General features: G+C 62.1%; 11 protein-coding genes and 2 riboswitches. Of the genes, 7 read left to right on the top strand and 4 right to left on the bottom strand.

The window, feature by feature from the left end; genetic code table 11:
• The first annotated feature begins 223 nt into the window (after positions 1-223).
• Positions 224-1,024, top strand: coding sequence for a DoxX family protein (locus IRZ31_RS14500; RefSeq protein ID WP_297154849.1), 801 nt, complete (start codon positions 224-226; stop codon positions 1,022-1,024).
• Between the two features lie 153 nt (positions 1,025-1,177).
• On the opposite strand, the gene IRZ31_RS14495 is transcribed toward IRZ31_RS14500, so the two are convergent.
• Both IRZ31_RS14495 and IRZ31_RS14490 read right to left on the bottom strand, forming a co-directional pair.
• Positions 1,178-1,897, bottom strand: a complete 720-nt coding sequence (locus tag IRZ31_RS14495) for a response regulator transcription factor (RefSeq protein WP_297154848.1) — start codon at positions 1,895-1,897, stop codon at positions 1,178-1,180.
• Positions 1,898-2,001: 104 nt separating this feature from the next.
• Positions 2,002-3,393 (bottom strand): HAMP domain-containing sensor histidine kinase, encoded by a 1,392-nt coding sequence (locus IRZ31_RS14490; protein ID WP_297154846.1) that lies wholly within the window; start codon positions 3,391-3,393, stop codon positions 2,002-2,004.
• A gap of 398 nt (positions 3,394-3,791) precedes the next feature.
• Between IRZ31_RS14490 and IRZ31_RS14485 the strand changes: the two genes are divergently transcribed.
• Positions 3,792-4,190, top strand: coding sequence for a class I SAM-dependent methyltransferase (locus IRZ31_RS14485; protein ID WP_297154844.1), 399 nt, complete (start codon positions 3,792-3,794; stop codon positions 4,188-4,190).
• A gap of 216 nt (positions 4,191-4,406) precedes the next feature.
• On the top strand, positions 4,407-6,221 hold the full coding sequence (gene uidA, locus IRZ31_RS14480; protein ID WP_297154842.1) for a beta-glucuronidase: 1,815 nt from the start codon (positions 4,407-4,409) through the stop codon (positions 6,219-6,221).
• A 242-nt stretch (positions 6,222-6,463) separates the two neighbouring features.
• Here uidA and IRZ31_RS14475 read toward each other — a convergent pair whose 3' ends face one another.
• Together IRZ31_RS14475 and IRZ31_RS14470 are read right to left on the bottom strand one after the other, a co-directional pair.
• On the bottom strand, positions 6,464-6,793 hold the full coding sequence (locus IRZ31_RS14475; protein ID WP_297154840.1) for a hypothetical protein: 330 nt from the start codon (positions 6,791-6,793) through the stop codon (positions 6,464-6,466).
• Positions 6,794-6,838: 45 nt separating this feature from the next.
• The gene (locus IRZ31_RS14470) at positions 6,839-7,249 is read right to left on the bottom strand and encodes a class I SAM-dependent methyltransferase (RefSeq protein ID WP_297154838.1); all 411 of its coding nucleotides are present in this window, start codon (positions 7,247-7,249) and stop codon (positions 6,839-6,841) included.
• A 791-nt stretch (positions 7,250-8,040) separates the two neighbouring features.
• Here IRZ31_RS14470 and IRZ31_RS14465 point away from each other — a divergent pair.
• The 4 genes from IRZ31_RS14465 to IRZ31_RS14450 all read left to right on the top strand — a co-directional run bounded on the left by IRZ31_RS14465 (position 8,041) and on the right by IRZ31_RS14450 (position 14,067).
• Positions 8,041-9,576, top strand: coding sequence for a hypothetical protein (locus IRZ31_RS14465; RefSeq protein WP_297154836.1), 1,536 nt, complete (start codon positions 8,041-8,043; stop codon positions 9,574-9,576).
• A complete protein-coding gene (locus IRZ31_RS14460) occupies positions 9,573-11,099 on the top strand; it encodes a hypothetical protein (protein ID WP_297154834.1) in 1,527 nt (508 codons plus the stop codon). The genes IRZ31_RS14465 and IRZ31_RS14460 overlap by 4 nt, the downstream gene beginning before the upstream one ends.
• A 226-nt stretch (positions 11,100-11,325) precedes the next feature.
• A riboswitch (Fluoride riboswitch) is annotated at positions 11,326-11,383 on the bottom strand.
• A 117-nt stretch (positions 11,384-11,500) separates the two neighbouring features.
• A riboswitch (Fluoride riboswitch) is annotated at positions 11,501-11,567 on the top strand.
• Positions 11,568-11,644: 77 nt separating this feature from the next.
• On the top strand, positions 11,645-12,667 hold the full coding sequence (locus IRZ31_RS14455; RefSeq protein WP_297154832.1) for a MoxR family ATPase: 1,023 nt from the start codon (positions 11,645-11,647) through the stop codon (positions 12,665-12,667).
• Complete coding sequence (locus IRZ31_RS14450; protein WP_112433740.1) at positions 12,664-14,067, top strand: DUF58 domain-containing protein; 1,404 nt, start codon at positions 12,664-12,666, stop codon at positions 14,065-14,067. Before IRZ31_RS14455 ends, IRZ31_RS14450 begins: the two co-directional genes overlap by 4 nt.
• Positions 14,068-14,340: the final 273 nt, after the last annotated feature.

Raw genomic sequence — 14,340 nt, 5'->3', positions numbered from 1 at the left:
TAGCGCGGGGCGGGGGGGCTCTGATATGTGAATAAGAGACTGGAGAGGGGGGAAGGAGAGGAACACGATCGGGGTGGGGGCCTGTGACGCCCCTGTGAGGAGAGTGAAGGTGGCCGAGAGCCTCTCGTGAGAGGTGTGGGCTATATTCCCTTCTGGAAGCGGTGGTAAGGGCTGGAGATGAAGAGGGGAGGGAGTGACTGGGATAGAGGAAAGGGGGAGCCCGATGGCTGAGGCTCTCCGCTGTTCGCCCGGCGGCGCGGCCAGTCGTCAGAGGCGGGCAGCGGAGGCCGTACGGGCGGGCCATCGTATCGGAGTTATGAAGAATCGCTTGTTCGCACTGATACAGGAGGGAGGACCACCTATGAAAATCATCAGCGTCTTGAAGCCGCGCTCTGTTACTCAAATCCCTGAGCCGCCGCTGGCGCGCTTCCTCTTCGCCGACACACGCATCGCCTGGCTGTGGCTACTCGTGCGCCTCTATGTCGGCTATGAATGGCTGACCGCCGGTCTTGAGAAGCTCACCGGCTACAACTTCGCCTTTGGGGCCGGCTTTGGCCAGCGCGTCAGCAGCCCGTGGGTCTTTAGCGGCCATGATGGAGTCGCCCTACAAGGCTTTGTCAAAGGGGCGCTGGCGCTCAGCAGCGGGCCGCACGCGGCGGTGCAAGGCTGGTACGCGGCCTTCCTGCAGCACGTTGTCCTGCCGAACGCCGGCCTCTTCGCCTACATGGTGACCTTTGGCGAGGTCCTGGTTGGCCTGGGCCTGATCTTCGGCGCCCTGACGGGCATCGCCGCCTTCTTCGGCGTCTTCATGAACCTGAACTTCATGCTGGCTGGGGCGGTCAGCATTAACCCGATCCTGGGCACGCTTGGGCTGCTCCTGATGCTGGCCTGGCGCATCGCCGGCTACTATGGACTCGATAGCCTCTTGCTGCCGCTGCTGGGCACACCGTGGACCGGCTCGCTGCTAAGCCGCCTGCGCGCGCAGCGCACGGAGCCGCTGGAGGCCGGAGCTGGAGGTCGCTAGTCGGGGCTGCGGATGGGCTGCTGCGCTCAAATACAGAGGCGCGCCAGCATGCACGAGAGCCAGGCGTGATCACGCCTGGCTCTCTCTTTCTTTGCCTTCTCCCTGATCGAAGCCGGGCCAGCGCCCGGGTTGAGCGAGCGAGCCGCGTCCAGCTTACGAAGCGAGGTCCTCGGGAGCAGTCAGCATGTAGCCAACGCCGACCTTCGTACGGATATAACGCGGGTGAGCCGGATCGTCCTCCAGCTTGCGCCGCAGGCGATTGATATTCACCTGCAGCATATGACTCTCACCGACATACTCCGCTCCCCAAACGCGCTCTAAGAGCAGGTCCTGCGTTACCACGCGCCCGGCATGTTGCGCCAGATAGGCCAGCAGCCGATACTCGGTCGGCGTCAGCGCGATCTCGCGCCCGGCGCGCGTGACCAGGTGGCGCGTATCATCGATGGTCAGATCGCCGACGGTAATAATCGAGCGCAGCCCACTGACGCGCTCGCCGCTGCTGAATTGGGCGCGGCGCAGCACGGCGCGCACGCGAGCCAGCAGCTCCTCAATGCTGAAAGGTTTCGTCAAATAATCGTCAGCGCCCAGATCCAGGCCGCGCACTTTATCCTGATCCTGGCCGCGGGCCGTCAGCAGAATAATGGGCACGCCGGAATACTCGCGCACTCGCCGGCAGACGCTGAAGCCATCCAGGCGGGGCATCATCACGTCGAGCAGGATCAGGTCCGGCTGCTGCTCCTTGAATACGGCCAGGGCCTGCTCGCCGTCGCTGGCAGTCAGGACGGCGTAGCCTTCCAGCTCCAGGTTGCGCGAGACCAGGCGCAAGAGATGCGGATCGTCGTCAACGCACAAGATTGTTGTCTTACGCACCATGCTCCTGTTGTCCTCCTCTTAATAAGCGCGTTGTCGGATCGAAGGGCGGAGGGTGGCGGTGATGGGAGCTAACCCGACCTGACTGGACCCGGCCCGACGCAAGCTCAGGCTGCCGGCGTGATGGCTGGCAGCAGCAGATGAAAAGTGCTGCCCTGCTCCGGCTCGCTCTCGGCCCAGATCTGGCCGCCCTGCAGCTCGACCAGATACTTGCAGAGCGTCAGGCCCAGCCCCAGGCCGCCGACCTGACGCGTCAGGCCTGTATCGCCGCGATAGAAGCGCTGGAAAATCTGCGGCAGCTGCTCTGGCGGGATACCGCGCCCCTGGTCACTGATGCAAATCTCCACCGCTGCCGCCGGCTGACTGGCCCCGGCGGCAGCGGTCAGTTGCGGGCGCAGAACCACGCGGATCTCGCCCCCGGCAGGCGAGAAGCGAATGGCGTTCTCCAGCAGATGATCAAGGATCTCGCGCAGGCGGCGGCGGTCGGCCAGCACCAGGGGGACGCTCTCCGTTGCGACCCCGCTCGCATCGAGCGGCACCACCTGGAAGGCAAACCTGTCCTTTTGCTCGGGAGCCAGTCGCTGCTCGGCGGCCAGCAGGGCCTCGTGCACCACACTGAGCGGGTCAACGGCAGTCGGCTCCAGGTGCAGCAGACCGGCCTCCAGTTCGCTCAGCTCCAGAAAGCGGTCGCAGAGCTGAATCAGACGATCGCCGGCTTCCTGAACGGTTTCCAGTAGCAGACGGCGCTCGGCCAGAGGCAGGCGACGCTCGTGGCGCAGGAGGGTCGAGACGGAGGCGCTGATGATCGCCAGAGGGCTGCGCAGCTCATGGCTGAGCGTGGCCAGCAGCTCGCTCTGAGGACCAGCCGGCGCGGCCTGGCTCACAGGCGTTGGTAACTCCTGCCCGGCGCTGGTCAGCAGCTCAGCGAGCAGGGCCTGACGCACCAGGGCGGTAAGTAGATGCTGATTGGCAGCGATGATGGCCGTGCTCTCCTGCAGCCAGCTCTCGAAGAGGGCTGGCTGGCTCGCGCGCCCCAGCAGCGCCAGCAGCGTGGGACTGGCTGCGCTAGAGCCTGCTTTCTCTGCTTGCAGCGTCACCAGCGGCAGATCCAGCAGTAGCCAGCCGGTCTCGGCGGTCTGTACCTGGCTGTGGCGCAGGGGTAGCTCGCCAGTGCTGAACCTGGCCGACGTGGGCGGACTGCTGGCACCGGCCACACTGACAAGCGCCCGGGCCTGCTCCTCAGCGAGGCGCTGCGCCGCCAGCAACTGCAGCTGCGCCGCCTGTCGCGGGGCCTCCTGAGAGGTGTCCCAGTGCAAGAAGAGGGCGCCGTGCTCGGCGGCTGTTGCCTCACGCAGGGTTTCCAGCAAGGCAGCGGCCACCTCCGCCAGCGGCGCCGTTGCCAGAGCCGGCAGCAGGGTCAGCAGCTCCCTCTGAAGAGCCGCGGCCCGCTCCGCCGGTGCAGCTTCATCGGCAAACAAAGAGCGATCGCGATAGCTCATAGCGGCTCCTCTCCCTGGCTCCGTTCCTCGCTGGGCGCGCTATCCCCGGCTGAGGTGGCTGGAGGCGCGCCTGAGCAAGCCGAGCGGCCCGGTTCTTTCCTGTCCAGCTTGGTGGGTTGCCCTCATTCTAGCAGAGAGGGAATCACCATATCATCACGCCCGACCTCTCCATCCTCACAAAGTTGTCACAACTCCAGTCGTTCTTGCCACGGCTGCGCCCGCCGGGCGCTCTTTACCCGTGGGAGATCATGTAGCTGCTGTCCCCGCTTCTGTGGATTTACTTAGACTTGCGCCCTTGTTACTGGCATGGTACCATGCTCACAAAGTGCGATGGCCCAAGGCGCGTGCAACAGTTGGCTGATTTCTCTCCGACTGAGATGAGAGGAAGGAGGAACCTCATGGATGAGCGTGATGAGGCGCAGCCGGGCGAGAATACCTACGTGATCGACTCGGAACAGGCTGCCGAACTGGCGCGCCTCATGCAGCAGGATCGTATCTTGACAACAGCTCTGGGGGGCCTCTTCCCGGAGGGGCTGCAGCTGCCCGAAGATGGGCGCCTGCTTGATCTGGCCTGTGGCCCTGGGGGGTGGACCCTGGAGGTCGCTTTCGCCTATCCCCGCCTTGAAATCATTGGGGTCGACATCAGCCCCCCGATTGTCGAATATGCCAACGCTCAAGCCTGGTCGCGCCGCCTTGCCAATGTCCACTTTCGCGTCATGAATGTCATGGAACCCCTGGCTTTCTCCGACTCCTCCTGGAACTTTCTCACCGTCTGGGGGCGTAAGCCAGAGGCATAAGCGACCGTGCCGCAGCAGAGCAGCAACTCCGTCTTTCCCCGTCTCCCCTTCCCTGCCCGCTGGCTGTGGTTGGGGCCAGTGGGGGACGACAGGAGGGGAGGAAAAAACAAGCCGGCAAGTACAGGCCGGCTTGACCCGACGCGGTGTCATCAGGCCCGCGCCGGCTTCCAGCCAGGATCGGCAGTAGAAAAGCAGAGGAGGAGCTGAAAGCGCGCGATGCTCTATCCGATCATGACCGCTACGCGGGAAGTCTTTGATCTCAACGGTATCTGGCAATTCCGTCTGGACCCTGGTCAGGGGCTGGCCGAGCGCTGGTATGAGCGCCCTCTGCGGGAGAGCGTGCCCATGCCGGTGCCGGCCTCTTTTAACGAGCTTGGCGCAGCCGCTGCTGAGCGCGACCACATCGGGCGGGTCTGGTACGAGCGCGACCTGCTCATCCCTCGCCGTCTCCTGGAGCGGCGCCTTGTCCTGCGCTTTGGGGCTGTAGCCCATGCCGCGCAGGTCTACCTCAACGGGCAACCGCTGGTCGCCCATCGCGGTGGCTTCACACCTTTCGAGGCCGAAATCAACGCTCTGGCCCAAGCGGGCAAGAACCGCCTGACCGTCCTGGTCGACAACACCCTTGACTACAGCACCCTGCCCGTTGCCCACTATCGCGAGGAGCACCTCCCCGACGGCAGCCGGCTGGTCACCGACATCCCCAACTTCGACTTCTTCAACTATGCCGGCATCCATCGCCCGGTCCGTCTCTACGCCACTGCCGCCACCTACATCCGCGATATTGTGCTCGTCAGCGCTCTAGACGGCGCCGATGGCCTGGTCACCTACCGGGTAGAGGTTGACGGGGTTAGGCGTGACGCAGTCGCTGTGCGTGTGAGGCTGCTTGAGGCGGAGGGCAGAACGGTGGCCAGCGGTGAGGGTGCTCAGGGCCAGCTTCGCCTCAAAGATGTGCAGTTGTGGGAGCCAGGCCGGCCCTACCTCTATACCTGCCTGGTTGAACTCTGGGACGGCGGTGAGTGCCTGGACAGCTACGAGGAGCCGTTTGGAGTGCGCACGGTGGCCGTCGAGGATGGGCAGTTCCTGCTCAACGGCAAGCCCTTCTATTTCAAGGGCTGCGGCAAGCATGAAGATTTCCCGGTTCACGGGCGTGGCTTCGACGAGGTTGTCTGCGTCAAGGACCTCAACCTCTTGCGCTGGCTTGGGGCCAATTCCTTCCGCACCTCGCACTATCCCTATGCCGAGGAGCTAATGCGGCTGGCCGACCGTTTGGGCCTGGTCGTCATCGATGAGGTGCCGGCGGTTGGCCTCCACCTCAACCTTGGTTCCGGCCCGAGTGGTGCGCGGCGCCAGACCTGGCGCGAGCTGACCACTGCCGCCCAGCATGAGCAGGCTCTGCGCGAGCTGATCGCCCGCGACAAAAACCATGCCTGTGTTGTCATGTGGTCGGTGGCCAACGAACCGGCCACTGAAGAGGAGGGGGCGCGGGCCTACTTTGAGCCGCTGCTGCGTCTGGCGCGTCAGCTTGATCCGCAGCGCCGTCCCCTGACCATTGCCTTACAGATGTGGGCCACGCCGGCCAGCGATACCATAGCCGACCTGCTCGACGTTATCGCTCTCAATCGCTACTATGGCTGGTACGTCCACGGGGGACGCCTCCAGGCGGCGCGAGCCTTGTTGCAGGCCGAGCTAGCGGAATGGATGAAGCGTCTGCCGGGCAAGCCGATCCTCTTGAGCGAGTACGGGGCCGATGCCATCGCTGGCATGCATGACGAGCCGCCGACCATGTTCTCAGAAGAGTACCAGGCGGCGCTGTTACAGACCTATCATGAGGTCCTGGATGCCTGCCCCGCCGTTATCGGTGAGCATGTCTGGAACTTCGCCGATTTTCAGACGGAGCAGGGCATCACGCGCGTGCAGGGCAATCGCAAAGGGATCTTCACCCGCGACCGGCGGCCCAAGCTGGTGGCCCATAGCCTGCGTGCGCGCTGGCGGGCCATTCCCGATTTCGGCTACAAGGCCGGGTCGCGCTAGCATGAGACGGTGATCCTGCCTGGTTCGGTCTCTCTCGGCTGGCCAGCCGCGGGAAATGCCGGGGTGAGCACTGGATGCGACTGTGGCGACTGCTCTCACTCAGCCGGGCGGGCTATTCCTCATGCTCGCTAGCTGCTGCTGAGGTTGGAGGGAGCTGACTCTGTAGCGGGACGGCGGCCCCAGGCGGTCAGCAGCAGGCTCACGGCGCAGAAATCATCTTGCTGCATCTCGGCCACGGCCTGCTAGGTCAGCCGCTCCAGCTCCTCCAGAGTAGCCAACCCCAGCTTGATCGAGAAGGGACGTCCGATCTCGAAGGCGATCAAGAAGTCCTTGAAGAAGCCGTAATGGGCTGGGGTGCCACTCGACCATTCGATGGCACTGGCGCGCAGGCGCACCTCCTCAAAGCCGGCCTGGCGCAACAGGAGAGGGAGCTGCGGCGTGATACCGACATGGCGTCCGTCTGGTGAGAAGCTCTGGCCGGCCCGCTGGAGCGCACGTGTCGCCAGGTCCATCAGCGCTTCGAAGGCGGCGCTGGTGGTCAGCAGCGGCTCCCCCTCGGTCAGACGGAGCACCCCGCCGGGCTTGAGCAGCCGCCGACATTCTGCCAGGAGCTTCGGCTAGGCCGCGGGCACCATAAACCAGGCGATAAAGCGCGCGTTGATCAAATCAAAGAAGCTCACGGGGAAAGCCAGCGGCTGCATAATATTCATCACGCGGAAGTGCACATTCTCCAGGTGGCGCGCCTGCGCCTGCCCCCGGGCATACTCGATAAGGGACGGACTGATGTCGACACCGTAGACGCTCATCTGGGGATAGGTGAAGGCTACTTCCATTGCCCAGCCGCCGGGTCCGCAGGCCAGATCTAAGACCCGTCCATCCTCTGGCAGCTCCTGCCCTTCAGGCAAGAGGCCCCCCATGCCCTCGGTCACCACCCGCTCTTGTTGCATAAGGTGCGCCAGCTCGGCTACCTGCTCTGGGTCGATCACGTAGTAGGTTGAAGGTGGGATACCCTCGTCGGGCTTGCTCATCTGGGTTTTACCTCCTCAAGACCGGCTCTCAGACTCTCTGACGGCGACAGCGCATTTTTTCGGCAGATATTTCGATGATAGCACACTGAAATACAGCAAGCAAGTAGAATGGCTCGGCGGCCCCCGGCTAGAGGTCGCAGACAGAGCCGGGTAAGGGCGGTACTCTCCTGGGGAGCGACTTGGCTACGTCGTCACTGCCTTGCTGGCTGTTTGGACGCCTTATCTGACGGCAGCTATCCTGCTGATCTCTAGAGCAACAACGACTGCGAGCCTACCCGATGAGGAAGCTGTCGACGCTATGCTAGCGTCGGCCTGGCTTGACGCTCCTCGAGGTAGGTGGCTATACTGAAAAGAGATGCGGCCTCTCAACACGAGGAGGCTGGAGAACAACTACATAGCGATGAGGCCCGCATACCGCCGACTGGCTAAGTGCTGCCCCGTGCTTTCTGTCGAAGGGAGCAGGGTGGCCAGGCCAGGAGGCTGATGGCTTCTACTCATGGCCTTGGGTGCGCTGGCGCGTGCCGGTGCGCGGCTGGCTGAGGGGTAGGAGCCATTTTGGTCGAAACCTGCTTGCTGCCTGCCAGCACTGCCTGCCTCGTCTATCGTGCGCGCCGCGCCGTCAGGACCAGGCGCTGGCGCATTCTCCCTCTGTTCCAGCCACGCTGGCGCCCCTGCGAGACAAGCTCGTCCCCAAGGCGTTACCCCTTCTCTCGAAGAAGCTTCTACTCCTCATCGGAGCAGAAGGTCGAGACACCTGAGTATCTGTACTGTACTGGAGGCTTGTCTCACACATGGTTTTTCGCAGTATCCTGTTTGCTGACAGCGAGCAAGGTCAGCAGGCCGAGGCCAACCCCGTGCCCGCCTGTTTCAGCGACCTCCAGCTTGAACGTATCATCGAGTCGATCACGACCCCGAAAGAGGATTATCGTCTCAGACCTTTCTTCTACACGCCTCTGCGCGATCTTGATCTCATCGCCTATCGTCACGAGGTCATGCGCGATCTCGAGAAGCCGGAGGTTTTTGCCCTGCTCGATCAATTTTCGAAGCACATGCGTACGATGCACCGCTACCGGGAGCAGGCGCAGAAGCTCTACTACCGTTATCAGCAAGAGCGCTGGTGGCTCGACGCCATTGACCAGTATTGTCAGGCGCTCGTCACTTTGACCCAGGGTTTGAAACAGCTCCCTATCGAGTCACGCGGCCTGCAGGCTTTCCTGAGCTATCTTCAGGACTACCTGACCTCGCCCGCCTTTCTGGCCCTGCAGCAGGAGACGGAGGCCCTCAAGGAGGCCCTGGCTCAGGTCCATTACTGCCTGCACATCAAAGGCGACGCTGTTACTGTGCGGCTCTATGCTGGCGAAGAGGACTACAGCGCTGACATTGAGGCAACCTTTGCCCGCTTCAAACAAGGAGCAGTCAAGGACTACAGCGTCAGGTTGATCGATTGGCAGGAGATGAATCACGTTGAGGCTCAGATTCTCGAACGGGTGGCCCGTCTCTATCCCTCGGTGTTTGCTCAGCTCGATGATTACTGTCTGCGCTATCAGCGGTATCTCGACGAGACCATTGCGCGCTTTGAGCGCGAAATCCAGTTCTATCTGGCCTATCTGGAATACCTGGCCACCTTCCGGCGGCGTGGCCTCCCCTTCTGCTATCCTCAGCTCTCTCTGGAGGAGAAAGCATCGGCTGCCGAGGACTGTTTTGACCTGGCATTGGCCGACCTCCTCCTACGTGAGGGGGGCCAGGTTGTCACCAATAGCTTTGCTCTCGCTGGGCAGGAGCGCGTGCTGATCGTCACCGGTCCTAATCAGGGGGGAAAGACCACCTTCGCGCGCGCAGTAGGTCAGCTATACTACCTGGCCTCCCTTGGCTGCCCTGTGCCTGCTCGCAGCGCTCGCCTCTTTCTTCCCGACCGCATCTTCACCCATTTTGAACGCGAGGAACAGATTGAGAATCTGCGTGGCAAGCTGGAGGATGATCTTGTCCGTCTGCGGACTATCCTGAAGCAGGCCACTCCGGCCAGCCTCATCATTCTCAATGAGATTTTCACTTCCACAACGCTGCAGGATGCCCTCTTTCTCTCGCAGCAGATCCTGCGCCGCCTGCTCGCTCTCGATGTCCTTGGCGTCTGGGTGACCTTTCTCGATGAGCTGGCTTCCTACAGCCAGCAGACGGTGAGCATGGTGGCCGAGGTTGATCCGGGCGATCCGGCGCGCCGCACATTTCGCGTCTTGCGTCGTCCAGCCGATGGCCTGGCCTATGCCCTGGCCCTGGCCCAGAAATATCGTCTGACCTCTGCCTGTCTCAAGGAGCGACTGCCAGCATGAAGGTACATTTGCTCTATCGTGACCGTGACCTTGACGTCACGCAACCGTTGCCGCGTCATGCCGCTGACCTCATCCAGGACCTGGAGCTAGAAACGGTGCTCAATGCGATGGCCCGCGGCGACCGTTTCGTATTTGAAACAGCCAGGAGAGTGATCCTCTCCAGCCTTGTCAGCGATCTGGAGACCGTCCGCTATCGGCAGGCTGTGCTAGAAGACTGTCTACGCCAGCCGGCCCTGATTCGCACCCTCTATCAGCTTACCATTGAGGCCCAGGAGAGCGAGCGCAAAGCTTCTTTCATTTTTTTCAAAGATCCCAGCCTCATTCTCATGCGCTCGGTTCAGATTCTGGAACTGCTCTTCGCGGTCTTGCGTAAGCTACGCGCGATTGCTGACGAGCAGGCAGAGACCTTTTGCTCCGAAGGCTTGCGTGAACTGTGTGCTATGCTGCAGCGCGAGCTAAGTGATGACTATCTCGCGCGTATTGAGGAACACCTGCGTGAGCTGCATTTTCGCGATGGCGTGCTACTCAGTGCGCGCCTGGGCCAGGGGAACAAAGGCCGAGATTATACGCTGCGCCGTGCTGCTGCTCCGCAAGGCCCGTGGTTCAGCCGTCTCCTGAGTCGAGGAAAGCGAGCGCCGGGCTACACCTTCCGTATTCCCGAGCGAGATGAGGCCGGCGCACGGGCCTTGTCGGAGCTGCGCAACCGCGGCCTCAATCTGGTGGCCAACGCGCTGGCGCGCTCCACTGAGCACATCTTGAGCTTCTTCGCACTGTTGCGCCGCGAACTGGCCTTTTATGTCGGCTGTCTCAATCTGGCTGAGGAGCTCGCCGGGCGCAAGCTGCCGCTCTGTTTCCCTACAGTGGCGCCGGCGGAGGAGCAGCGTCGCACCTTCGAGGGCCTCTATGATCCCGCTCTGGCCCTCACGCAGCGGACGGCCATCGTTGCCAACGATGGCCATGCCGATGGCAAACGTCTAATCCTCATTACGGGGGCTAATCGGGGGGGAAAGTCCACCTTTCTGCGCAGCCTGGGCCTGGCACAGCTCCTGTTGCAAAGCGGCATGTTTGTACCAGCGCGCGCCTTCCACGCCAGTCTCTGCAATGGTCTCTTCACCCATTTTCGCCGACGCGAGGATGCCACGCTGAAGAGTGGGAAGCTTGATGAAGAACTCAACCGCATGAGCGCTATTGTCGACGATATCAGGCCACATGCCCTGCTCCTGCTCAACGAATCCTTTGCGGCTACCAATGAGCGCGAGGGGAGCGAGCTGGCCCACCAGATAATAACGGCTCTGGTTGCGCATGGCGTCACTGTCTGCTATGTGACCCATCTCGCTACCCTGGCCCGTCGTTTCGCGCAAGAGCATCGACCTGAGATGCTCTTCCTACGTGCCGAACGCCTGGCCGACGGCAGGCGCACCTTCCGCCTAGTGGAAGGGGAACCGGAGGAGACAGGCTATGCGCGAGATCTCTATGCCCGCGTCTTTGCCTCTGACCTGGAGATAGAGGCGAAGCCCGGCTGAGGAGCAAGTAGCCGAGAGAGATGAGTGAGAGAGGGAAAGGAGCCTGCGATCGGCCAGTACACCAGGGTAGAGGGCTGGCTTGGCCCTTTCAGACGTCCAAAGGCAGGCAAAAGAAGGAAAGAAGGAAGGGGAAAGCCGCCCCTCAATGGCCCCAAAGAAGCGGCTTTCCCAAAGCCAACCTCGGCCCACAAAAAAAGGCTTCTACTCAACACGGCTCCATATGCCGTGCTGGGTAGAAGCCATCAGCCTTGCGGCGGTAAGCGGGCTTCATCGCAGGTTGTCTTGTACTTCCTGGAAGGACAATAGCACAGTGGCGGAAATCTGTCAAGAGCAGGTTGGAAAAAGAAGCGGTTCCTTGTTTTACGCACTGCGATGGGCTATACTATACCAGTACTGAACAACTGATACACGGCGATGAAGCTCGCCGTATAGATCGCGCCGGTCGACGCTGATAGCTTCTACATCCTCTCTTGCCAGAGGCTGTAGAAGTTTTTTTTATGGTGCCGGGTGCTGAGGTATCCAGTAAACAAGGGAAGTATTGCTCTATGGAATGCAGAGAAGAAAGAGCCTCACGAGTTAACTTCGGCCTGCAGGAGCTGGCCGTCAGACTGCGGAGCAACATCGCGCGCGTCATCGTTGACAAAGAAGCCGTTATTGATCTGCTGCTTGTGGCCCTGCTCAGCGACGGGCATGTGCTGCTAGAGGATGTCCCCGGCGTTGGGAAGACCTTGCTGGCGAAAGCTCTGGCACGTTCACTAAACCTGAGTTTTCAGCGCATTCAGGGGACACCCGATCTCTTGCCTGGCGATCTGACAGGCATTTTCTACTTCGATCAGCGCAGCAGTACGTTCGTCTTTCGTCCCGGCCCCCTCTTCAGTCATGTTGTCCTGGTCGACGAGATCAACCGGGCGACCCCACGTGCGCAGGCGGCCCTGCTCGAGGCGATGGCTGAGCGGCAGATCACGATCGAGCGCGAGACGCGGCCTCTTCCCCGACCCTATCTGGTGCTGGCAACGCAGAATCCAGTTGAGCTGGAAGGGACTTTTCCCCTCCCAGAGGCTCAGCTCGATCGTTTTCTGATGCGCCTGCCGCTGGGCTATCCCAGTGAAGAGGCCGAGCTGGCTCTGCTTCAGCGTTTCAGAGAGGCCGAGCCGCTGGAAGAGCTGGAGCCCGTAGCTGACGCGGAGGCTATTCTCAGGGCCCAGCGTGAGATTCGTCGTCTCTACTGGCAGCCTGAAGTCGAGCGCTATCTGCTGACCCTGGTACGGGCCACGCGCAATCATCCAGCGATCAGTCTGGGCGTCAGTCCGCGTGGAACCCTGGCTCTCCAGCGAGCCAGCGCTGCCTACGCCGCCATTCATGGACGCGACTACGTGCTACCGGATGATATCAAACGTCTGGCCCCTGTCGTGCTGGCTCATCGCCTGATGCTGACAACGCGTGGGCGTCTGCGGCATCAGGACGCGGAGCAAGTGTTACAGGAAATTCTGGAAAACACAGCGGTTCCGGTCGAGACTCCTGACCTGACAGCTCTCTCTCGGCGGAGCGCAAGGAGCGAGCGCCCATGAGCGATACGGCACTGTTACAACAGATGGCGCGCGAGACCCTGCTCAAGCGTCGTCCCTGGCTGGTTCTGGCTGTGGCCCTCTTCTTGCTGAGCGCCGTCAGCCGGCAGTCGCTGGTCTTCCTGACGGCCCTCTTTGCGCTGATTTGCGCTCTGGTGCCAGAGCTGTGGTATCGGCGCGCCTTGCAGCACTTGCGGCTAGACCTGGAGCTGGATCGCCGCACGCTCCCTCTTGGGGAGGAGCTTGGGCTCACCCTGAGCGTTGAGAATCGCAAGCTCTTGCCCTTGCCGTGGTTGGAAGTCGAGATCGAGATTCCCGCGCAACTGCCGCTCTTAAGCGGGCGCAGCCTGCCTAGCTATAAAGCTCAGCGGGCCTTGCTTGTCAACACGCTGGCCATCTGGTGGTTTCAGCGTGTTAGGCGTCGCTACCGGTTGTCCTGTCCCCAGCGGGGTGTCTACAGTCTGGGGCCAGTCATGGTGCGCACCGGCGATCCCTTCGGCTGGCTCATTCGCCAGGAACAACTGAAGCAGCAGGTGCGGCTATTAGTCTATCCCCTGGTGGCTCCGCTCGAAGACTTTGGACTGACGCCCCTGGCTCCTCTTGGGATGCAGACCTCGCTGCTGCGCTTGCTAGAGGACCCTCTGCGCTTCGCCGGGGTGCGCCCCTACCAGCCAGGCGATGACCCCCGCTACCTGCATTGGAAAGCCAGCGCCCGTGGTGCTGGTCTCTATCGCAAGGTCTTTGATCCTGCCAGCACGGCGCGCCTGCTGTTGGTGCTTAACATCAATACCTTTCGTGAGCCGTGGATGGGCATTGACGTTGATCTGCAGGAGTGGCTTATCAGCTTGACGGCCTCGCTGGCCGTCTGGGCCTTGAAAGCCGGCTACCAGGTTGGTCTGCTGGTCAACAGCCTGTTGGCACCCTGGGGCGACGATGAGAACGAGCTGGAGGAGGGGCGTCAACTGGTACGCAGCGCCGAAGCCACCTATCATGCGCGCGTCACGGTGCCCTGCGCGCGGGGTAGCGAGCAGGAAAGGCGTCTGCTCACCGCTCTGGCACGTCTCCTGCCCTACATGGGAGCGGCCATCGATCCCCTGTTAGAGCAAGAAGCACTGCCTCTGTCAACAGGGGGCACGCTGGTCCTCGTCTGTGCCGCCGCCGTCCTGCAAGAGAGCACCATCGAGCGGCTGCTAGAGCTGCGGCGCTCGGGGAGAGCAGTGCAGCTGGTGCTCTGTGGTGAAGGAGATGAGCGGGCTGAGGCGGCGTTGGCGCAGGCCGCTGGACTGATTCCTGTGCAACATATTCGAGGAAAGGAGCAATGGCATGAGCTGCTCCAGATGGCTGATATGGAGAAGAGGAGGCGAACGACATCACAGTCCGGGCAGCCCGTCCAGCTGGCTTGAGCGCCTGGCTCTGCCACTGAGCGTCACCTTGATGGAGGCCCAGCCGACCAGTGCGCTACTCCTTGTGGCTGCAAAGCTCTTGGAAGGCAGGCCGTTATTGCCCTTGCTTCTCTTCCCACAAAGCGACTGGCTGGCCTTTCTTGGGGGGCTGATTCTGCTCTGGTGGGCGCGCTCTGTCGAAGTCTGGACTGAACGACGGCCAGCGCGCCCCCGCGGCGCCCCCCCCCCCACAAAACAACGCAAACAAAACGCACATGCAATAGAAGTGGGGCA

Origin of the sequence: Thermogemmatispora sp., from assembly GCF_019683635.1 — a bacterium.
Taxonomy (GTDB): domain Bacteria; phylum Chloroflexota; class Ktedonobacteria; order Ktedonobacterales; family Ktedonobacteraceae; genus Thermogemmatispora.
The sequence above is the reverse complement of the archived record's forward strand: the minus strand, read 5'-3'. Positions and strand labels throughout refer to the sequence as shown.

Bases quoted from the DNA above. Each gene is read 5' to 3' on its own strand.
- IRZ31_RS14500 (WP_297154849.1), top strand. From the start codon at position 224: ATGGCTGAGGCTCTCCGCTGTTCGCCCGGCGGCGCGGCCAGTCGTCAG.
- IRZ31_RS14495 (WP_297154848.1), bottom strand. From the start codon at position 1,897: ATGGTGCGTAAGACAACAATCTTGTGCGTTGACGACGATCCGCATCTC.
- IRZ31_RS14490 (WP_297154846.1), bottom strand. From the start codon at position 3,393: ATGAGCTATCGCGATCGCTCTTTGTTTGCCGATGAAGCTGCACCGGCG.
- IRZ31_RS14485 (WP_297154844.1), top strand. From the start codon at position 3,792: ATGGATGAGCGTGATGAGGCGCAGCCGGGCGAGAATACCTACGTGATC.
- uidA (WP_297154842.1), top strand. From the start codon at position 4,407: ATGCTCTATCCGATCATGACCGCTACGCGGGAAGTCTTTGATCTCAAC.
- IRZ31_RS14470 (WP_297154838.1), bottom strand. From the start codon at position 7,249: ATGAGCAAGCCCGACGAGGGTATCCCACCTTCAACCTACTACGTGATC.
- IRZ31_RS14465 (WP_297154836.1), top strand. From the start codon at position 8,041: ATGGTTTTTCGCAGTATCCTGTTTGCTGACAGCGAGCAAGGTCAGCAG.
- IRZ31_RS14460 (WP_297154834.1), top strand. From the start codon at position 9,573: ATGAAGGTACATTTGCTCTATCGTGACCGTGACCTTGACGTCACGCAA.
- IRZ31_RS14455 (WP_297154832.1), top strand. From the start codon at position 11,645: ATGGAATGCAGAGAAGAAAGAGCCTCACGAGTTAACTTCGGCCTGCAG.
- IRZ31_RS14450 (WP_112433740.1), top strand. From the start codon at position 12,664: ATGAGCGATACGGCACTGTTACAACAGATGGCGCGCGAGACCCTGCTC.